The organism is Candidatus Gracilibacteria bacterium, from assembly GCA_028687475.1.
GTDB lineage: Bacteria > Patescibacteriota > Gracilibacteria > BD1-5 > UBA2023 > STC-74.
Genome location: JAQUAB010000003.1, coordinates 88623 through 110061, shown reverse-complemented (window position 1 = coordinate 110061; position 21439 = coordinate 88623). Strand labels below are relative to the sequence as shown.

The window sequence follows — 21439 nt, the reverse complement described above, 5'->3', positions numbered from 1 at the left end:
AAAAGTGCATTATAAAAGGGGCTTTGTGCCCCTTGTTTTTTTGTTCTATTTATTGATAGCATTCTCTACATAGTGGAAAATATCTTCCTCACTCTGACTTGCGTCAATATGGTGAATCGTGTGTCCGTGACGCTTCCAGACTTCGATGAGTGGGAGTGTGTCTCATTTGGACCAGGCAATGCGTTTTCGTATAGCCTCTGGGGTATCATCTGCTCGTGTGACGAGAGTGTTTCCTGTTTTTGGATTCGTATCTCCGGTGAAGCTTGCAGGGAATGTCTCATTCGTCACAGGATCGATACGACGACCAGAAAGTCTCTCGACTGCTGTTTCTTCATTCAGATCGAGCCAGAGGACTTCGAAATCACCCCAAACAGTTTCCAGAGCATCATTTTGCTCAGCACTTCGAATAGCTCCGTCTATGAGTATCTTTTTATCTCTATTGTCTGCAAGAAATTTCTCTGTAAGTTTCACAATATATTCTGTTGGAGCTTTGAGTCATTGCTCGAGAAAAGAGCGAACATATTCTCCATCGGGAGTTCCATTCGCTGCGAACTTTCTGAGTTCAGTTCCCATTTCGAACAATACGTATTCTGGATATTTTTCGAGGATCTTGCGAGCTTGAGTTCCTTTTCCAGAGCCCTGGATTCCGATGAGCATGAGATGAGACATAAATAATTCAAAATTAAAGATTAAAAATTCAAGATTACTCAGAAATATTTGATTTTGTTGTGAGAAGAATTTTTGAGAGAATACGAATAATAGAAAGAATATCAGTTTCTATTATAGAAAATTCATCATCTGAAATATATCAACTATCGTGTAAAAGTCGAATCCAATAATGACTTTCTTTTGCTTCTTTGTGTGCGATAGACATTTTTGCAATAAAATCTTTTCGAGATTGTCCTCATAAAGATTCTTCGACATTTGCTCATATAGAAGTACTACTTCTGAGAAATTGTTTCGAAAGAATAAATTCTTTCTTATTTTCAGTAAGAGTTTTATAGACTCCAATACTCTTGAGTGCAAATTCATATGTGAGCTTCTGAATAAGATTATCAGTATCTACCATAATTTTGAATCTTTAATCTTGCATCTTGAATTTCCAAAAACGCTCCCATAAAAGATAATAAGCCGGATTCTGTACGATCGATACATATCTATCTAGGATACTACTCACGTAGTACCTCAAGCGGAGTATATTCACACCAACTGCTCCAAGACATTATCAGTATGAATACCATTCTCCTTGCATCAGAGAGGGTTTACCACTTCTGTTTGCACAGAACTCATCTGTAGCCTTTCCTTTTTACATACGAATATTCATATAATCAAAAGTGAGACACCAAATGACTTTTCACCTTTTCTTCCTTGCGGAAGTAGTATTGTCTCTGTGGCACTTTCCGTGTTCCGTGTTTTCGATATATCACAGAACCAAAGCCGTTAGCTTTTCTCCTCTTGGAGTGATGTCCAGACTTTCCTCACCCGAAGGCGCATGTATCTGTCCCTTATGAGAGCGAGTTGATGATAGGGAAAACTTGGAAAAAAGCAACTTTTCACTAGAATCATTCCATGAAAAAAACATATATAATTGGTATTGATGAAGCAGGACGTGGTCCTTGGGCTGGGCCAGTAGTTGTCGGAGGTTGGATGGCAGAATCATCTATTGCTCAATGACTTCTCTCTTCACTTTCTGGACTCGATGATTCGAAACAGCTTTCGCATGAAAAACGGGAAAGTCTTTTTTCTCAGATAGAAATGATGCAGTATCGTTCTGAGTGCCAATACGCTTTTTCGTATCGTGATGCTGATATCATCGATGAACTCGGAATTCGCGAAGCGAATCGTCAGTGTATGCAGGATGTGATTCTTTCGTTGTTACAATTCGTAGATGATACTGATTCTGTTGAGATTTATATAGATGGATGTGATAATTATAGGTTTGATAGTTTTGACGGTGAATATGTATTTGCGAAGAAGAGGAGAAGGATAGATATAAACGATAAGATATGAGGTATGAGAGATGAAATAAATAAACAAAAAAATCTTATATCATATAATTCATATCTCATAGCTATTTTCTATATCATTCACGGTGATTCTCTCGTTCCTGTGATTTCTGCAGCATCGATTGTGGCGAAAGTGATTCGTGATCGGATAATGTGTGAATTTCATGAGGATTTTCCACAGTACGGATTTGACTCACATAAAGGCTATGGAACAAGGAAACATCAAGATTCACTTATTAATTATGGAATAACTCCGATTCACCGCAAGAGCTATGCTCCCGTGAAAAGATTGATTTCTCCTTCTTCGTCGTTATAGTTAAAAATAAATTAACCTTTGTCCTTATGCACGCATTTCGACGTATTGCTGTCATGCTTCTCTTTCTCTTTCCAGTTTCTGTTTTTGCTGAAGCCACAGGAAGTCTCTCGACGGAAGAAACACTCAAACAACTCATTCTTCTCGTGAGTCAATATGATGCTCGTATCAAGTTTCTCGAATCTGAGAATAATATTCTCAAGAATGAGATGGTAAAAGCAGGAATCAAGATATCACTCGCGGAATATACAGGAGCTGTTGTACAAAACACAACATCAAGCGGATCTATACCATCAGTATATCTCACAGGAATTTTGGCGAATCTCACTGCCTCAAGTACCACTTCCACGGTGTCGTCAGGAGTAGTATCAGCTCAATTTACAGCCCAGTATGGCGCTGATGTTTCTGGATTTGTGAACCGAATCCACAAAGAATGGAAAGATATACGAAATGCATATAGTCTTCCAGAAAATGCAAATATTGGTGGATATGAATTCGTACAATCTGGATCTGGAGATTATGTTTTTGTAGACATTGTTTTCTGAACTGGTACAACAGGAATTTATGATGCGAAAATCCTTTATCAATTCGAGAAAACTCAGTATAAACGAAAATTGGTTGGATTTTTCGAATACAATGCGACTACTGAAAGATATACCACTCGTAGTGGATCCAATCCATTCGCAGGAGTAAGTCGTACATTTATTCAAGATCCATTTTTTATAGGAACTGTTACAACACCGACAACTGCCACAGCAGCTTCTCCGAGCGTTTCGACTTCCCCTACTATTACATCTTCTGGTACAACCACTCAGACACCCACAGGCACATCCACGGTATCGCTTACAGATATTGAGAAGGCATATTCAGAAAAACGATATCTTTCCGTTATTTCTCTTTCGAATAGCTATCTCACTGCAAATACTCCAACGTATGAACTTCTCCGAATTCGTTATCGAACATACTTCATTATCGGGAAATATACAGAATCGCTCGCAGAAATCGCAAAAATCGAAGCGATAGGGAAACTCGACAAGCAAACAGCCTGTGATGCTCAAGTAATTGCTACCTATAGCAAAGATACATCGCTTGTGACCAAGTATACTGCTGTGTGTTCTGGAAAGTAGTAGCCTCCATTCGAAAAAAGAACCTTCTCGAGGTTCTTTTTTTAATGATGATGTGTATGATTTTTCTCGTGCAGTTTCGACTTTAAGAGCTTAATTTTATCGATTTTTGGGTCACCTGATTTTGTCTGAAAGCTTTTTCCACAACCACATCTTGTCAATATATTCTTGCTCGAGAGTATCCAGTTTCCTTCCGGAGTATGTGTGATATAAGCATCTTCGAAAGTTGGTAGACTATCTTTCTCTATAGAACAACGTATCTCAGATCAATCGATGGCGATAGAAAAATCTCATTCAGCAATTCATTCTCTCACATTGAGCTTCATTCATTCGCATCAACCATTTTCCAAGACACATGTGATATCTTTGATGTTGGATATATTCCATCTTTCGAGAGTATTTTTGTCGAAGTGAAGCATTGTATATGACATAAGGAAATAATCTAGTAATTCGTCCTATATTCCCAACTGCCATCCGTTTCACGTCTGACGGTGAATCCTGAGTGTGTCAGAGGAACTGGAATTGAAGGGACGATTTTTTCTTGAACGAGGGATACACCATCTTTTATATTGGGGAAGTTCTTGGATTTCTCTGTGATGTATTCGAGATACATTTGTTTGATTCCACGATTGATCGAATCATAACAATTCGTCGTACTTCTTGCGAGCGGATTGTTCGTGTCTTCAGGAGCCTTGATGAGTTTTTCTGTTTCCTGGAGCTTTTGTATGATACTTTCGTCGAGAATGGTATTTCTTTTTATGAGAGTCAGAAGTTGCACCGATTCTTGTTGACAAATATAAGGAGATTCATCATATCCCGATGAAGCGATGAAAAAAAACTGCAGTGCAGCATCAAGTCTATTTCCTCATTTTCCTTGTTCTAGCACTGCGAGAAATCGAGATGCTTCAGGAGCATCTGTGTTTGCACTGGCAATGGTATAATAATTTGAGGACTTTTCTCTCTCTCCTAGAGTATCTGCAACATATGCAGCATAGTATGGAATATTTCCATCAATACAAGGATTCTGCAGTTCTGGTTTTTCCCATGGCATAAGTGCGATTCCTCCACTTTGGATTTGTTGTATCTTCTTTTGGTCGCAGTTCTCTTGGATTCAACGTTCTCCGAGAGAAAGTGTATATTCTGCCATTTTCCGATTTTTCTCATATGAATCACTCTCTGGATCGAGTGATGGTGATAGGAGAAGAGCTAGAGTATAACTCCGTGTAAAATGTGGGTGGAGTTCCGCAATGGTATCGAGAAGCGGTGTCGTGAACTCAGTGAATCTCATATCACGGAGATTGTCAGCAATATATTGGATAAGATTTATCCATAACATATCAGCATATGTTGTATCGTGTCCAGCATCAATTAGTCGAATAATTTTTTCATCACTCTGAAATTCTGGATGCAGACGTCGATAATCCCAGAGATTGCTGTATTCTCCGTAGAGTTGATTCGTATTGAAGTGATAGAAAATCCAAAAACCTCCACAAAGGAGGAATATATAGAAGAAAGCTCTGATGATAATAAACGTTCTTCTCATCGTTATTCTAGTTGAAGTTATTAGATTCCGATTCCATCTTCGGAAAGATCGTTACCAATACGAGGAGTTCTGGATATGGGAGCAGAGTCTTTGACTTCTACTTTCTTGAGTTCACCAGTATATGAGAGAAAAAGTGCGCGCTCTGCTCATTCTCCTTCGCTTTTTGTTTCGAGCCCGTTGATTGCCTTTTCTGCGATATAGTTATGCGCTTTTTTTCGTTCGTATGAATTCAGATTCGGTATACGAGAAGTTTTCCCTGTTTCTGTTACGAATGCGATCTTGGAGTCGAGAAATCGGAAAAGTCGCTCGTCTTTGGATTTCATGTAGTCATTCACTTCGAGGTGAAGATGAATGAAACGATTCAATTTCTTTTCTGCCATACGTCCGAGAAGGTGTTGGAATACTTCGAGATTTTTCCCATGCATACCGATGATGAGAGGAGAATCAGAAGTCTCAACTTTTACAGAAATATCATCTCCTTCTTCTTGTACAGAGACTGAAGTGACTGCGATACCGAGTCAACGAAAAAATGTATCGAAAAGTTCTTGCATAGGTGTGAATAATTATCGGCAAAAGTATATAGAGAAAATGAAAAAAGGAAAATTTTATTCTCGCGAATTTGCAAAAGTATATATTTTCTATAGAATCGGGCCGTACGATATGGAGAGGTCGCATAGTGGCCTAGTGCGCACGCTTGGAAAGCGTGTATACCGCAAGGTATCGGGGGTTCGAATCCCCCTCTCTCCGCCATTTGTCTCGCGAAATATTCACGAAGTGAGTATTTCAAGAGCAAAATAACAGGAAAAGATTGGATTCGAATAGAGGAGTTCGCTGAAAGCGAAAGAAAACTCATCGAATTGAGTTTTCGACTCCGAGCTGTCTCCTGCAGGTACGAAGTACCGAAAGGAACGAATCCCCCTCTCTCCGCCATTTGACTCGCAAATCCCCCTCTCTAGCCTCAGGCTGTCCTTGATCCGCCATTTGACTCGCGAAATATTCACGAATAGGCTCTTTCCGAGAAAGTCAAATTATTTCTTGCATAGAGCCCATTTTTGTATATACTCCCGTATGTAACTAGTTGAGTTTTCCTATATCTGAATTCAAAAAACACTATGAAAATCAAAGATTTATCACAAAAGAAGCGCGTATCAGACCGCCTTCGTCGCATCGAATGACAGATTCGTGGCGTCATCCAGATGATCGAAGATGAAGCGAATGTGAAGGAGATTGTTCAGCAACTTTCTGCTATCAGAAGTGCTATGGGACAGGCTGCCAATGAAGAGATTCTCTGTGCCTTTGAGCGCATGAGTGAGAAAAAAACAGCACTGGCTGAGACAGATTTCGATGAGATTCGAGTACTGCTCAAAACGGTTCGTTAAAACCTCTCTAAAAACCTCCAATTCAATTGGAGGTTTTTTTGTGGAACTAATTTCCCATGTGGAACTAATTTCCCATAATGTTATCGATCGCTTTGAGACTATCATCGATCGCTTTGTCCACTTCTTTTGATCCTGATTGAGTGACTCTCGTTTCGATAGAGATTTCTTTCTCGACTTCTTTGGTATCTTCGGGAGCGAATTTCCCAGAACTTGTATCTGTTGTTCCAGAATTGGTCATATTCACTCCAGAGTTGCTCTCTTGTGGTGTAGGTGTGACATCGGTTGGTGGCTGATTATTCTGGAGACATCCTGTGAGAAAAAAACTACTAATAACAAGAATAGAAAGAGTGGTTCGCATAGTGGATTTTTTAGAAATGTATAGAGAAATTGTATCGGAAATGTGAATATTTCAAAATTCATTTGCATTTTTTCTCGAACTTCATAGAATATTTTTGTTAAAGCAAACCTCTTGTTTTTGCACGTGCTATATCGAGATAATCTCTTTGGTCAGTGATTTCTCAAAATTTTCTCTCACAATTCCTGTATGTATAGGTCTTTTTTTGCGTTTTGGAAAATAGAGAAAATATATGATTTTCCATATATCTTGAGACAAAATTTTTCTATCTTTTTGAAAAATCTTTTGACTTTCGCTTGACACTTATTACCTTCTTAGACAAGTTAATACTCCAAATATGCCAAAAAATCTCGTTATCGTCGAGTCTCCAGCGAAAGCCCGAAAAATCTCCGAATATCTCTGAAGCGACTACCGAGTAGAGGCATCCATAGGACATATCCGCGATCTTCCAGAGAAAAATATGGGTGTAGATATTGCAGGATGATTCATTCCTGAATATGAGGTTTCTCCGAGCAAGAAGAAACGTGTCGCTGAACTGAAGGCATTCGCGAAAAATGCAGAAAATATCATCCTCGCAACAGATCCGGATCGTGAAGGAGAAGCTATTGCTTGGCATTTGGCTCATGTTTTCGGTATCAAGCCCGAGGAAGCAACACGAGTGACATATCATGAGATTACCAAGAGCGCGATTGCTGAGTCTTTTTCTCATCCATCGAAGATAGATATCAATCTCGTGAATGCGCAACAATCTCGTCGTATCTTGGATCGTATTGTATGATACGAGGTGTCACCGGTTCTCTGGCGCAAAATCCGTACTGGTCTCTCGGCTGGTCGTGTTCAGTCGGTTGCTGTGAAGCTTCTTGTGGAGCGTGAACGTGAGATTCGAACATTCGTTCCTGAGGAATCATGGAAAATCGCTGCGAAAATCGGCGGCACAACTCCTATGATGATTGAACTCGCAAAAATCGGCGGCAAAAATCAGAAATTCAAACAGGAATCTGATGCACTTCACTTTTTCGAGGATCACGGTATCAATATTACCTCCACCAAGCCTGAGAAGGACAAAAAAGGAAATACCGTTTTCACTTTGTCTCATGCAGAGAATTTCGTTCTCCAAGATGCAGAAGTGAAGGCTTCCACTCGAACACCAGGAGCTCCATTCACGACTTCGACGCTTCAGCAAGAGGCTTCTCGTAAGCTCGGATATGGTGTGAAAACAACGATGGATATCGCACAACGACTCTATCAGGAAGGACATATTACTTATATGCGTACCGATTCGGTGAACCTTTCTGATCTCGCCATCAGTTCCGCCCGCGCATTTATCGAGAAGGAATTCGGTCCAGAATATGCGATGCCAAATGGCCGAAAATATAAAACAAAGCAAGCGAATGCTCAAGAGGCGCATGAGGCTATCCGACCGACATACATGGATAAGACCCCAGAAAATATCGGACTTGATGCTATGGAAGCGAAGCTCTACCGTCTTATCTGGGAGCGTACCGTTGCCAGTCAGATGAAAGAAGCAGAAATCGAGACGACGACGTATCACTTCACTCCGGCGGGTCATGATGAGGATTGGATCGTGAAGGGCGAGGTGATCAAGTTTCCCGGATTTATGAAGCTCTATATCGAAGGAACGGATGAAGAGCAGGATGAGGAGTCAGAGTCAAAAAAACTCCCAGTTGTAAAAAAGTGAGAAACCGTGGTTTCGACGGATTTCGTCGGGAATCAGAAATTCTCTCTCCCGCCTCCGCGATACACAGAAGCATCACTCGTGAAAAAACTCGAAAGCGAAGGTATCGGACGTCCATCGACATATGCTGCGACGATTCAGACGATTCAGGATCGCGGATATGTTGTCATCGAATCCAAGAAACTTCTTCCGACGGATATTGCCTTCATCGTGACGGATTATCTCGAACAGGAATTCTCGAACTTCATGCAGTATACATTCACGGCAGAAGTGGAGAGTCAGTTCGATCAGATTGCGGAATGAAAACTCGAATGGAAAAAAATGCTTGAAGATTTCTATAATCCATTCCATGAGTCTATCGAGGAGGCACTCGGTACGGAGTGACGTTTTGCTGGAGAACGTATTCTCGGGAAAGATGAAGCAACAGGACGGACAGTTCTTGCTCGTATGAGTCGATTTGGGCCTGTAGTGCAGATTGGCGCGCCTGATGAACTCGCAGAAGAGGAGAAACCTCGCTATGCGAATCTTGCTCCAGGGATGTCTATCGATGATATCACTCTCGAAGAAGCACTGAAGTTGTTCTCATTTCCGAAAGAAATCGGGCAATACGAAGAGAAAAATGTCATCATCGGACAAGGGCGATTTGGGCCGTATGTGAAGTGGTGAGAGGAATTTATCTCTATCCCTCGTGGGGAAGATGCTCACTCGGTTGATCTCGACCGTGCGGTCGAGATTATCGAAGCGAAAAAGATTGAGAACGCGCCAGTCGGAACCTATGATGGAGAACCATACACGAAAGGGAAGTGACGATTCGGCCCGTTTCTCAAGTGGAAAAATCTCTATGTGAACGTCCCTCGTGCGATCGATTTCGAGAACATCACTCCAGAAGAGGCGGAGAAACTCATCGCTGCCAAGGTCGATAAAGAAGCGAATCGCTATATCCACAACTGGCCAGAACTGAAGATCTCCGTCGAGAACGGTCGTTATGGGCCGTATATCAAGTTCGGAAAAGCGAATGTCTATCTCAAGCGTGGTGGGAAGAAAATCACGGAAGCAGAAGAAATCCAAGCTCTGACACTCGATGAGGTGAAAGAAATGATCACGGAACAAATTCCAGATGCATTCAAGGAGAAAAAAGCTGCAGCTAAGAAAACAGCAGCCAAGAAGCCAGCTACAAAGAAGAAAACAAAATAATTATAAAAACTCTATCTCTTACGGATGGAGTTTTTTGATATTTGAGAGGAAATATTTATACTCGAATAATAAAATTTCCCTATATGACTTTTACTGAAAAAATAAAGAGATTCCTTGAGCCAGTTTTTTATGCAAGAAAGGTTTTTATTCAGAGTGGTACTGAAGGAATATTTGACGGACTATATCTTATTAGTTCACTCTATTTTTTTGAGAAAATTGGTGCAGCAATCCAATCAAATAATTGGAATCTTTTTGAGAATTATCTGATTGCATATGGTATATTCATGGTTCTGTATGTTGCCTTTAAGATACGAGTCATTCATTGGGGTTGGGTGAATATTTATGTTGCTATTGATACTTTCATAGCAAATACTTATCTTCCGAGATTTATTCAATCAGAACCGAATATAACCGAACGAATAGGGACAGGACGTTTTATCTCTATTTATAAAAGAGGAAAAGATACTTGGATGCATATTATTCACGAATTTTTAGCCTCTGATCTGGCTCTTCTCGTGGCTAGTGTATATGGAATTATTCGTATTGGATTTTATAATCCTCTCTATAGTTTTGGGATTGTTTGAGTATTGGTTGTATTACTTATTTCTACGTATTATATTGATAAGCACTTTACTATTCCTGCACGTAATGGTCGAAGAGAGGCTGAGACTGAGTATTCTCGTGTTCTTGCCAGAGTTTTTATGTCCAAGATGGAGTATATGCAGAATCAAGAATTCCATCAGGAACAAAAAAGAATTTATTCTCTTCTGGATGATATAAAAAGAAATAATCTTCTCATCGATAATTCTGTATGAGGGATGTATATCGGAATTCGATGAATCAGTTTCTTGATACGCCTCTCTGTGTATATTTTTGTTGGGAAATCCATTTTTGATCATACGAGTACTTTTTGGACATTTTCGACGTATATTCTCATCGTCACCATGATTGAGACTGCTATGCGTACGACGTATGATACTTTCAGAAAACTTACACGTGAATTTGATTATATTGAACAACTTTGGTCCACTTTCGATTCCCTTGCTCCTATCAAGTGATACGATTCTGGAAGTACTTTTTCTTCATCGGGAAAAAATATAGAAATCCGGAATGTTTCCTATGGGTACAATGAGACAAAAGTGTTCGAGGATTTCTCACTCTCACTCGAATCCGGGAAGAAGATTGCACTCGTCGGTGCGAGCGGAGGATGAAAAACAACGCTCATGAAGCTCATCGCTGGATATCTCCATCCAGAATCCGGAAACATTTCTGTGCTTGGGAATCGTCTCGATGAGACAGCACTGAAGACCTATTACCCGCACATCGGATATCTCACTCAGGATCCTGGAGTCTTCGATGCGACCATCAGAGAGAATCTTGTTTCTGCCTTACCCTCTTTGCAAAGAGGAGTGCCCGAAGGGCGGGGAGATTTTGTGTCCGAAACAACAGAGCAAAATCCTCAGTCTTCCGCTTTGCTTCAGACAGCTCCTTTACAAAAGGAGCTTCAGGAAAAACAACTCATAAAAGCACTCAAGCTTGCTCATTGTGATTTTGTTTTCGAACTCGAGAAATGACTCGATACGGAGATAGGAGAACGTGGCGTGAGGCTCTCAGGAGGACAGAAACAGCGACTTGCCATTGCGAAGATATTCCTCAAAAATCCTGAAATCATCCTCCTTGATGAACCAACTTCTGCACTGGATTCATTCAGTGAAGAACAAATCACTATCGCACTCGATGAGCTCTTTCGGAATCGTACCGTCATCATCGTAGCTCATAGACTCCAGACGGTGAAAAAAGCGGATGATATCATCGTACTCGAACAGGGAAAAGTGGTGGAACGTGGGAATCATGAATCACTCGTTGCAAAAAATGGAATCTATAATCGAATGCTGGAACTTCAGAGTGGATTTTAGAACTGAACTTAAAATATACATTATATGAAATCTCGACTCAAACTTTTCTTTCTCCCATATGCTGAGGCAAAAATGGACGTATTCCTTTTTGCAATACGAATAGTGATATTCACTTTTTTCTGAACATTTGTCATCAGTTATCTTTTGTCTACGATTTCTTCTTTGTTGATGGCACGAAATGTAGCTGCTTTTGAACAACTCGTATGTGGATTTGGAATCACACTCGTATTGTACTATATATTTGTTTTTCTGATGCGGCATACTGGGATTCCATGAATGCGTCAGAAGGTATGGAGATTTATCCATCGTCGCTATGTGCGGATGGTCTGTGAGCTCGATAATAACTACGCCGAAACGATTGGTTCCAGTCGTCTGTTTTCTATCATTGATAAGTGAGGACAAGCATGGGCTGAGGCATTGAAGACATCATTCCAGGAATTCTCTCGACTTCTGATTATCGCGATTCCGACGATCATTCTCCTTGCTCGTCAATCATGAATCATGGTACTTGCTGCTTCTGTGACGATTACAATCGGGGGAATTGTTATTTATTTTCTGAATAAGCGTCTGCGAATCTATAAAGTCGAACGCGCGAAGTCAACTATGGAATATGATCGAGGTTTTATCCGTGCTATTCAGTCTCGACTCGAAATTACGCAGAATCTCAGCTTCGAGAAAAATCTTGCAGTACTCGATGAATATAATATGAATTATTGGAAGGCTTTCCGGAAACAAATGGGAATCCAGATGCTGATGTTCCAGGGTTCGCGTGTTCTTTCTTTTGTGATTCTGATTGCACTCTATTGGATTCTCGGACATCAATATCTCGATGGATGAGTGACACTTCCGCATCTGATTCTCCTTGCTTCTCTTGTTGCGACTTTGAATGGGCTTTTCTTCGATATGACCGAACACTATATGAATCTCTCGGATCAGATGGTGAGTATCGAACAATTATGGGATAAGATTGAGAATGCTCCGAAAACCAAAAATCTTTTTTCTGGTGATAATTTTGAATATCAGAAATGAGAAATTATTTTCCAGAATATCAACTTCGCATACGTTCCAGGGAAACTGATTTTGAAGGATTTTTCATACGTTTTCGAAGCAGGAAAAAAGTATGCATTGGTTGGTCCATCGGGTGGATGAAAAACCACTGTTATGAAGCTTGCATCAGGCTTTCTCTCTGCACAGAAAGGTATTGTTTCGGTGGATGGTTTTGATCTTTCGACGGTGAATCTCTCTACATTTTATCCGAATATCGGATATCTGACGCAGGATCCTCAGATTTTCGACGGCACGATTCGTGAGAATCTTATGTCTGGGGTTTCAGGTGTTTCTGGTTTGTCATTCTCTGAAAGAGAATCCCTTTCCAAAAATACAAAGAGATCCTCGGCTAAGGCTGAGGATGACAAAAGAGAAAAAGAACTTGACCAACGACTCATGCGGGCACTTCAGGATGCACAGGCAGATTTTGTATTCAGTCTTCCCGAAGGACTTGAGACCGAGATCGGTGAACGTGGAGTGAAGCTTTCTGGAGGACAAAAACAACGACTTGCAATCGCGAAAATATTTCTCAAAAACCCTCAACTTATCTTCTTGGACGAACCAACAAGTGCGCTTGATAGTTTTTCTGAGGAGAAAATTTCTCAGGCATTCCATACACTTTTCGAGTGAAGAACGGTACTCATCATTGCTCATCGATTGCAGACGGTGCGAGAGTCGGATATGATTCTCGTGCTCGAACACGGTCGAATATCGGAACAAGGCAAACATGATGAATTGATTGCAAACAATTGAGTCTATGCGAGAATGTTGAAGCTTCAAAGTGGATTCTAAATTATGAGAAATATTTGGAAAAATTCAGTAATTCGTATACTCAAGATACTCCTTCTTTTCTTTTCAAATGTTGTTTCGAAAATCATTTTTATTGATATATATTTTTCTCTTACCAGTTTGAGTTTTTGCGAGTAATTCTCGCTTCATGCTGACGGAGGATTATACAACTTTTACGCGTCATCTCAGTCAGATTATGAGTATTGGGAAATATATTGAGACGAATTCTGGAAAGCCAATTATTAGTCGTATGAGTGTCCAACGTCAAGCACTTCTTGATGATTCTCTTCGGCTCTATCAGTCTTTCCAGCTCGGATCTCGTGCTACTCCAACATTCGATATTTCCTCGAAGTTTCAGTTTGTGATTCAGAAATATAAACTTTCGTGTGAGATTGCTGCAACACAGATGACTATAAAAAGTCTCACCAATATTAATATCTCGGAAGATGATATTTTTCGTTCGTTGCGAGTTATGCCAGAACCTCTTTCGTCCGAAGGTATTTGGTGAGATCCAGATGTTGGATTCGTTGGATCAATTACGGGAAGTCAGTATCTGAAAACAGGATATGGAATCTATGAAAAACCAATTGCAAAATATCTGACAAGTCTCGGATTTGTGACAGAGACAGGGAATATGATGGATGGACAGAATATCATCCCCAGAAAACGTCTTATAAAACTTTTTGATGCTATAGAATCTGATAAACGAGTGATTCTCTGGTGAGACTGGTGTACGACATCATCGAGTGATGATGGTATCGTAAAAAAAGTCGATACATATATCGTAAATAATCTTCCGATTTCTGCTATTAATCCGTGTGGTCGATCTCACGAAGATCGTATTCTTTCATGGAAAACTCCAAGTGGAAAAGAGATACAATGATTATCGTGAGAGCATGCATTTCTCCTGCTCTGATACCTCGGAAAAAAAGATTCACCAACGCATGTCGTGGTGTGGGATACATATACAGGAAGACATGTATATCCGTATCTCGAATGGATGAGAAAGTGGTGAACTATGCAATATCGTTCATTGATAGTTGCCATAGAATAATTGATTATTCTATAATTAGAGTAATATTCAATATATTTTTGTAATACCCTTGTCTGTATTTATTTGACAGGGTTTTATAAATATATACAATACCCAGTATCTTAATTTACTCATTATGTCAAAACATAAAAAACATTCTTCTGAAGAACAAGAAATAGTTCTCTCAAAGAAGGCACAGAAGAAAGAACTCAAAAGAAAGATGAAAGAAGAAAAAAGGGCTGCTAAAACTCTTCTTAAAGCTCAAAAGAAGGCCGAGAAGAGAGCTCGTAAAGATAAGAAAAAACTCGAAAAACTGGCAAGGAAAAATGCAAAAATCCAAGCAAAGAAAGTCAAAGGAATTTCTGCTAAAAAAGAGGCCAAATCTACTCCTAAAAAGAAACTCATAGTGGATGAAACACTAGTAGTGGTAAAAAGACCTATTACAAAAGTAATAACAAAAACTCCTTCTAATCGGAAGCCTACTGTTCGTAGAACTCCAGCTAAAAAATCAGTAGCCAAGAAGACTCCGATTGCAGCCAAGAAATCTATCACAAAAAAAGTTGTAACTCCCGTTATTACTGAAGTTATTGTTCCAGCTCCAAAATCTCCTGCCGTCAAGAAACCTGTTGCGCGCAAAACTCCAACCAAAAAACCAGTAGCAAAAAAGACTTCAGTGAAAGCTACTCCAGCAAAAGTAGTAACTCCAAAGGTTACTAAGACTCCAGTTGCAAAAAAGGCTCCAGCGAAGAAATAGTTATCTCAATATAAAAACTCCAATCATTATAGATTGGAGTTTTTTGTTTCTTGTTCCTTCAGGAGTTTTGCGAGAAGACGAAATATTTTCTCTTCATAGCGTGCGAATCATTCATTCTCGATGACCCATCCTATCTGAGAATCATAGTCGATAATTGCTACCTTGTTCGCATAGATGAGTTTTGTGATATTGTCATCGAATGTATCGAAAGATTCTGGAATGGCGATAACTTCTCTATTTGGATTTCAGAGACGGAATTTCTTTTTCGAATCACTTGTGATAACGATTCGTTCTATTTCTTTCTTTTTCTGCGTTTCGAAATAATTCTCAGGTACATAGAGACTTCTTCCATCGTACTCCCGTCTTGGAGAGCTATAACGGTAATATATACCACCTTTTGGTACACTTTCGAGGAGATCTTTGTGAATATTCTGGATTCATTCGATTCATTCCTTGATAGAGAGTATCGGTGCATCTTGGGTTTTCTGATATATTGCCGTGAGTTCAGGAAGGAGTTGATCTGCCATCTGGGATACGTTGAGGATTTTTTGTCTGAGTTTCTCAGGACTCGTCACATGGTAGTAATATCGTTTCCCATCGAGATACGATTTTTCTACGAGTCCATCTGATTCAAATCCGCGAATACACTTGTAGACAGTCGGTCTGTGGTAATGACTTTTTTTCGATATCTCAGAAAGGGTGATATATGGATTCTTCAGGAGCGTCATGTATATGGTTCGTTCCGCTTCGTTCATGCCAATTCTTTCTAGGAGATGAATATATTTCTGCATATTCTGAAAGTGTATTTTTAAAAGTACAGTTTTAGTATATTGATTTTCTGCTTTCTGTACACTCTTTTTGGGAATATGGAATTATTTTTGTTCACATCTGTCGATAAATACGGAATCCGTTCAGAGAATCCATATGATGCATACATATTCATTTTTTCTATGGTTGATCTTCACTTTCATACTACTCTTTCTGATGGACAAAATACATCAAAAGAAATCGCACAAGAAATCATCCGCCGTCAGGTATCGCTTGTCGCTTGTACGGATCATGATATCGTGAATCGTGAAGTATTGGCAATTATCTGAGAATACAATCGAGAAAATAGTCGGAGTCTCAAGAAGATTCCGTATATCGATGCAGTGGAATGAGTCGAGGTTTCTATCGGTCACAAAGACAGCGATTATGAGAAATCTCTTCATATCACGATGTATGCTCGTCATTTCTCGGAAGAAATAGATACGATTCTCGCTGGTATTCGCCAGGGAAAAATGGATAAAATCCAAGTCCAATGTGATCATCTCGGAAAAATCGGACTCATGATTCGTACTCCATTTAGAAACATTCCTTTCTCATTTCTCTCTGTACAGTCACGTTTTCCTGGAACTCGTGCTGATGGTATCAATAATTCACATCTGATTGCATTGGTTGAAGAACTTCCAGAAAATATAGCAATTCTCCGTCGATTGACGGATGATGGAATCACTAAAGATAACATCTATCAGGAAGGCTTCAAACGAGAAGGGAAATACACAAAAATCGTATCACTTCCAGAAGAACTTCCACCATATGAACCAACACTTGCATCTGTGACAAGAGAATTGGACATGAAAAATACAGTAGTATCGGTGGCTCATCCGCATAAAACTTTCGAAAGTATCGAAGAATTCCGCGCTCGAATCGGTGGGCTTGTCGCACAATGAATCAATGCAGTAGAGATAAATTCTGATGCTCCTGAAGAATGGGTAAGAGCTATTGCCATGGTACGAAAAGAATATAATCTCATATTCACTTTCGGTTCTGATTTGCATAATCTCAAATGAGTCGGGGAAAATAAAAAAGTTCTCGGAAATATGAATCCATTCGTCACTCGATGAGCTGCAGAATACTGGAAACAGGAGTTTCTCTTGCGGACTTATGGTCATGATTATTGCATGATGAAAAGCGGAGAATACGCGTAGATTTGACAAATTCTACGAATCCATATACTCATTGTATGACTCAACAAATTTTTATCGCATCTTGGCATCGTACCCTCACCTCACGGTGTGGTATTTTTGCCTAGATATTTCGAAAAAATATTTTCCAAAATCCTCCGTGAGTTTTCTAACTTTCGGGGGATTTTTTTTAATCAAATTCATATGTATTTCTACTTCAAATCCAAACAAACTTGGCAAAATATCTGGCATCATTTTTTGTCGCATCGGCGGTAATTTTTTCATGTGTCATTCTGAATTTATTTCAGAATCTCTCCACAAAAAATCATCCGCCAGAAATAGGCGGATTTTATTTATCTATAATTTTTATACTTATGAAAACTCTTAATTCACCAAATCTTGCGCTTGATTTCCAAAAGTACACAGAAAATCTTATGCCTACTATTGCCCAAGATATTGATACAGGATCTATTATGATGGTAGGATTCGTAAATCCTCTTGCTCTCGAAGAAACCCGAAAGACAGGTCTTGCCACTTTCTGGTCACGGAGTCGCAATGAACTCTGGACAAAATGACTCACCTCATGAGATACTCTTGAAGTACAAGATATATTCACCGATTGCGATAATGATACCCTCATATATCTCGTGAAAGTAAATGGAGCTGGTGCTTGTCACATTGATGGTTGGAGAACTTGTTTCCGTAGAAGAGTGAATCTTATAACGGGAGATATAGAACAGCAGCCAACTGATCTCCCGAATTGGTCTCGAGTTCTTCAAGATGAAGAAAAAATGATAATGACCAGAAAAGATGCGGATCCTGAAAAATCATCTACAGCAAAAGCACTTCAGTGAAAAGTGAGTCGTATCGCCCAGAAGGTCGCAGAAGAATGAGTAGAGGTCTCTCTTGCATTTATGGACATTGCTACATCGAATCGTGCACTGGATGAGATCGATGATACAATAAATACAGTCAAGCAATTAAATGGAATTAGTTTTCCAGATAAGGCAAAACTAGAAATGTTTGATAGACCAGTTCTTGAAAGAATGAACAATGAAAAACTTTTAATTTCAGAAGTAGCTGATCTTATGTATCGTCTCCAGATACTTCTCGTAAAAGCGGATATTCCTTGGAAAGCAGTTGAAGAAGAAATTGTAAAACGTCGCAAATAATAACTCATATGTTCATAATTACTTTTCTCACATCTTGGTGGAATATTCCTCTTCCTTTTTGGCGGATATTGTAGTGAACCTGCTTTATCGATCTGTCAGAGAGGAAACTTTTTGGCAGATTTTTTTATTTAACTTTTTTAACTTTTATTATATGAAAACTCATTCACACCAACCATATGCCATCATCGAGAAAGATGATGTGATTACTCGATACGATGGAATTCTCTATAAGTTTGCCTCGCTTCAGGGGCTTCAGGAATTCTATAAACAACAGACATCGACCATTATCTTTCTGACTCCATTTTGTACGATTCGTGAACGTGGATTCGAGTCACATGGAGATGAGCCAATCCTTGCTATTCAGGTTTCCAACATCACTTCACTGACTCGTGAATCTATCGAGAAGACTCTTTCTGGTAAGGATATTCGATTCGAGCACCCTATCACTCCGCTCCAAAGTGATGATGAATTTGCAGATATTGTAAGACAGATTCAACAGACAGAAATCGCAGGTGGGAATATCTGTCAGATGATTCTCTCACAACCATATACTGGGAAGATTCAGGATTTCTCAGAACATGATGTCGAGTCAGCTTTCCGGAATGCACTGAGGCAAAAGTGACAGTATATGACTCTTTTTTTTAGTGATGGGGAATGAGAATATTTTGTTTCACTCACACCAGAACAACACCTCATGATAACTCCTGATAGGGTTACTATGGATCCTATTGCAGGCACCCTCAAGAAGTGAGCTCCAGAAACTTTCAGAGAACGTCTTCTCCAATTTCTCGAAGATACAAAGGAGCGAAATGAGCTCTTTCAAGTGCTTGATGAAGAGCTCAAGATGATGGAGATTGTGTGTGATGAATGAGGAAAAATCGAATGACCATTTCTGAGACAAAATGGAGCTGTTGTACATACAGAGTATAAGCTCATCGGAAAGAGAAGCCCTCGTATCGAACCTCTTGACGCACTGCGAGAAACTCTCCATGCCCCGACGCTCGTTGGTTGACCGATCGAGAGTGCTGCCAGACTCATCAAAAAATACGAGAAACAATCTCGGAGGTATTATGGTGGAGAAATCGGGATTCTCACACCAGATGGAGATCTCGATACCGCTATCCTCATCCGAATGGCTCACTTTGACGCAGATGGCACGGTGACGATTCAGGCTGGTGCTGGCATCACCAAGAACTCTAAGCCACTGGGAGAAGCTCAAGAAGTAAAGATGAAAACTGGTGGTATGCAAGCAGCGCTTCTCGGGAAATCCCAAACTCCCCCAGATGTTCAGTCAATACTCGATGACCCTGAGGTGATAACCAAGCTCCAGGAACGAAATAAATACCTCTCCAAATTTCATTTTCTCGAACAATCTGAGCAAAAGACATGCGAACAACTCCAGTGAAAGACGGTAACCATCATCGATAATGAGGACAACTTCACAAACATGCTTGCTCGTATGATGACGACAATGGGAATGATAGTAGATATCGTGAAAACTATTGATTTTGACTCAACTACTGATGCTTCTGATATCATCGTTATCTGACCTGGTCCTGGCAATATCAACGATATGAGTGACTCGAAAATGAAAACACTCGCAGAACATACGAGAGAACTCATGAAGCAGAAGAAGAATCTCCTCGGAATCTGTCTCGGGCATCAGTCGATTGCAAAGGAAATGGGATTATCCGTTCAAGCAATGAGTGAATCAAAACAATGACAGCAAGATAAAGTTTATATAAATGGGGCTTACGAAAATGTGTGATTCTATAATTCATTTGTTCCAATTTTTCATAAACGATCAGGGTACTTTGATGCCTGAGCAAATCATTATCCGTTGGATGTGATTCAGGAAAGAAATATCTCTGGATTCCAGTTCCATCCCGAGTCCGTCATGAGTGAAAACGGATATGAAATATTGAAAAATGAACTTCAGAGAATGCTTTCCTACAAATAATTTACTTTGCCATTTCCCCCTTTTTCTTTAAGATACTTCAAGACGAATTGTTACTTTTCCTTTTTTGTCATGAAACATTATCTCTCTGCTGTCGGAGGCATCCTCTATTTTTTTCTCATTTACGGGCTCTCATCGTATTCGACGATGTATGCAGGATTCATGCAGAGTCACGAAACGATCGATATGTGATTCTCGTATCTCAACGCTCTTGTGCTCGTATTTGTGCTCTATGGAGTCATCGGAATCATCGAAGAAAAAATCGGAAAGTCTCTGGAAAAATGGGCAAAGAAAACCAAAAACACGTATGATGATATTTTGGTGAGTATCTTGATGCGATTCATCGTCCTCTCCAAATATCTCGCTTCACTCTATGTGGGATTTCAGATGGTCACGATACCACCGAGCGTACAGAGCATTGTCGACATAGTTTTTGACGTCGTCTTCATCGTAGTCGTACTCATCCTCCTCACTTCACTGATCAATAGCACATTCGGGAAAGTGGCGAAGAGTTATGGAACTTCTGCACTTTCGAAACAGATGTTCCCGATTATCAAAAAGATACTTATTGTATTTCTCTGGATTATCGGTGGCATCACCATCATCGGGAATCTCGGCTACAATATCAGCGCGCTCGTGACGGGAGCAGGAATTGGAGGTATCGCTATTGCTCTTGCGGCTCAGAAGTCTCTCTCGAATGTCTTTGGTGCTATCTCAGTTCTCGTCAATCAGCCATTCAAAATCGGAGAAACGATCCGTATCAATGGGATGATCGGAACGATTTCTGACATCGGATTCACATACCTGTCTCTCACTGATCTCGCATGACACACGATCCTCATCCCGAATGAGAATCTCCTCTCAGCAAGTATCGAAAATCTCACTGAGCGTTCCAATCGCAGAACTGACTTCACTATTGGAGTAACGTATGACACGAGTCTCGTGAAGCTCAGAGAAGCGATGGCGATCATCGAGAAGATTCTCGAAGGCTTCGTAGAAAAATGAGAGATGGATTCGTATCGAGTGAATTTTGATAATTTTGGGGATTTTTCACTTGGTATTTCTGTGACATACTTTTCTCTCATCGATGACTATAGTCTCTATCTGAAGCAGAAAACTGCCATCAATCTGAGTATCAAAGAATCATTCACCAAAGCGCATATTGATATTGCTTTCCCTACACAAGAACTTATAATCAAAAAATAATATTTCCTC

General features: G+C 39.9%; 19 protein-coding genes, 1 tRNA gene and 1 other RNA gene. 13 read left to right on the top strand and 8 right to left on the bottom strand.

The genetic code is table 25. The features are described from left to right. Positions 1-45: 45 nt before the first annotated feature. The 3 genes from PHY14_03975 to rnpB form a co-directional block, all read right to left on the bottom strand. Positions 46-669: a nucleoside monophosphate kinase gene (locus PHY14_03975; GenBank protein ID MDD2694065.1), complete on the bottom strand. Its 624-nt coding sequence runs from the start codon at positions 667-669 to the stop codon at positions 46-48. A gap of 34 nt (positions 670-703) precedes the next feature. Then, on the bottom strand, positions 704-1069 hold the full coding sequence (locus PHY14_03970) for a four helix bundle protein (GenBank protein MDD2694064.1): 366 nt from the start codon (positions 1067-1069) through the stop codon (positions 704-706). A gap of 42 nt (positions 1070-1111) precedes the next feature. Continuing rightward, positions 1112-1510, bottom strand: an RNA gene (gene rnpB / locus PHY14_03965) — RNase P RNA component class A. A 59-nt stretch (positions 1511-1569) separates the two neighbouring features. Between rnpB and PHY14_03960 the strand changes: the two genes are divergently transcribed. Both PHY14_03960 and PHY14_03955 read left to right on the top strand, forming a co-directional pair. After that, positions 1570-2322 (top strand): ribonuclease HII, encoded by a 753-nt coding sequence (locus tag PHY14_03960; protein ID MDD2694063.1) that lies wholly within the window; start codon positions 1570-1572, stop codon positions 2320-2322. 26 nt (positions 2323-2348) lie between these two features. After that, positions 2349-3446 carry a hypothetical protein gene (locus tag PHY14_03955; GenBank protein MDD2694062.1) on the top strand — a complete coding sequence of 366 codons (1098 nt, stop codon included), beginning with the start codon at positions 2349-2351 and terminating at the stop codon, positions 3444-3446. A gap of 41 nt (positions 3447-3487) precedes the next feature. Here the strand turns inward: PHY14_03955 and PHY14_03950 are convergent, their stop codons facing one another. The 3 genes from PHY14_03950 to PHY14_03940 are packed head-to-tail and all read right to left on the bottom strand — an operon-like array spanning position 3488 to position 5537. Next, on the bottom strand, positions 3488-3874 hold the full coding sequence (locus tag PHY14_03950; GenBank protein MDD2694061.1) for a hypothetical protein: 387 nt from the start codon (positions 3872-3874) through the stop codon (positions 3488-3490). Between the two features lie 11 nt (positions 3875-3885). Continuing rightward, positions 3886-4986 carry a hypothetical protein gene (locus PHY14_03945; GenBank protein MDD2694060.1) on the bottom strand — a complete coding sequence of 367 codons (1101 nt, stop codon included), beginning with the start codon at positions 4984-4986 and terminating at the stop codon, positions 3886-3888. Between the two features lie 20 nt (positions 4987-5006). Further along, on the bottom strand, positions 5007-5537 hold the full coding sequence (locus PHY14_03940; GenBank protein MDD2694059.1) for a hypothetical protein: 531 nt from the start codon (positions 5535-5537) through the stop codon (positions 5007-5009). Positions 5538-5648: 111 nt separating this feature from the next. On the opposite strand from PHY14_03940, the gene PHY14_03935 reads away from it, so the two are divergent. Together PHY14_03935 and PHY14_03930 are read left to right on the top strand one after the other, a co-directional pair. Next, a tRNA-Ser gene (locus PHY14_03935) sits at positions 5649-5736 on the top strand. A 362-nt stretch (positions 5737-6098) separates the two neighbouring features. After that, the gene (locus PHY14_03930; protein MDD2694058.1) at positions 6099-6365 is read left to right on the top strand and encodes a metal-sensitive transcriptional regulator; all 267 of its coding nucleotides are present in this window, start codon (positions 6099-6101) and stop codon (positions 6363-6365) included. 64 nt (positions 6366-6429) lie between these two features. Here PHY14_03930 and PHY14_03925 read toward each other — a convergent pair whose 3' ends face one another. After that, positions 6430-6723, bottom strand: coding sequence for a hypothetical protein (locus PHY14_03925; GenBank protein MDD2694057.1), 294 nt, complete (start codon positions 6721-6723; stop codon positions 6430-6432). Positions 6724-7057: 334 nt separating this feature from the next. On the opposite strand from PHY14_03925, the gene topA reads away from it, so the two are divergent. From topA to PHY14_03900, 5 genes are all read left to right on the top strand, one after another. Further along, complete coding sequence (gene topA / locus PHY14_03920; protein MDD2694056.1) at positions 7058-9610, top strand: type I DNA topoisomerase; 2553 nt, start codon at positions 7058-7060, stop codon at positions 9608-9610. 83 nt (positions 9611-9693) lie between these two features. Further along, entirely contained in the window at positions 9694-11526 is a 1833-nt protein-coding gene (locus PHY14_03915; protein MDD2694055.1) for an ABC transporter ATP-binding protein, read from the top strand. A gap of 24 nt (positions 11527-11550) precedes the next feature. Beyond that, the gene (locus tag PHY14_03910; protein ID MDD2694054.1) at positions 11551-13365 is read left to right on the top strand and encodes an ABC transporter ATP-binding protein; all 1815 of its coding nucleotides are present in this window, start codon (positions 11551-11553) and stop codon (positions 13363-13365) included. Between the two features lie 145 nt (positions 13366-13510). Beyond that, the gene (locus PHY14_03905; protein MDD2694053.1) at positions 13511-14416 is read left to right on the top strand and encodes a C39 family peptidase; all 906 of its coding nucleotides are present in this window, start codon (positions 13511-13513) and stop codon (positions 14414-14416) included. Positions 14417-14465: 49 nt separating this feature from the next. Beyond that, on the top strand, positions 14466-15149 hold the full coding sequence (locus PHY14_03900) for a hypothetical protein (GenBank protein ID MDD2694052.1): 684 nt from the start codon (positions 14466-14468) through the stop codon (positions 15147-15149). A 26-nt stretch (positions 15150-15175) separates the two neighbouring features. Here PHY14_03900 and PHY14_03895 read toward each other — a convergent pair whose 3' ends face one another. Continuing rightward, a complete protein-coding gene (locus PHY14_03895) occupies positions 15176-15940 on the bottom strand; it encodes a helix-turn-helix domain-containing protein (GenBank protein MDD2694051.1) in 765 nt (254 codons plus the stop codon). An 87-nt stretch (positions 15941-16027) separates the two neighbouring features. On the opposite strand from PHY14_03895, the gene PHY14_03890 reads away from it, so the two are divergent. The 4 genes from PHY14_03890 to PHY14_03875 all read left to right on the top strand — a co-directional run bounded on the left by PHY14_03890 (position 16028) and on the right by PHY14_03875 (position 21430). Continuing rightward, positions 16028-17119: a PHP domain-containing protein gene (locus PHY14_03890; protein MDD2694050.1), complete on the top strand. Its 1092-nt coding sequence runs from the start codon at positions 16028-16030 to the stop codon at positions 17117-17119. A 350-nt stretch (positions 17120-17469) separates the two neighbouring features. After that, positions 17470-18267 (top strand): phosphoribosyl-AMP cyclohydrolase, encoded by a 798-nt coding sequence (locus PHY14_03885; protein MDD2694049.1) that lies wholly within the window; start codon positions 17470-17472, stop codon positions 18265-18267. A gap of 151 nt (positions 18268-18418) precedes the next feature. Then, the gene (locus PHY14_03880; GenBank protein MDD2694048.1) at positions 18419-20227 is read left to right on the top strand and encodes a chorismate-binding protein; all 1809 of its coding nucleotides are present in this window, start codon (positions 18419-18421) and stop codon (positions 20225-20227) included. A 69-nt stretch (positions 20228-20296) separates the two neighbouring features. After that, positions 20297-21430: a mechanosensitive ion channel gene (locus PHY14_03875; GenBank protein MDD2694047.1), complete on the top strand. Its 1134-nt coding sequence runs from the start codon at positions 20297-20299 to the stop codon at positions 21428-21430. Positions 21431-21439 lie beyond the last annotated feature (9 nt).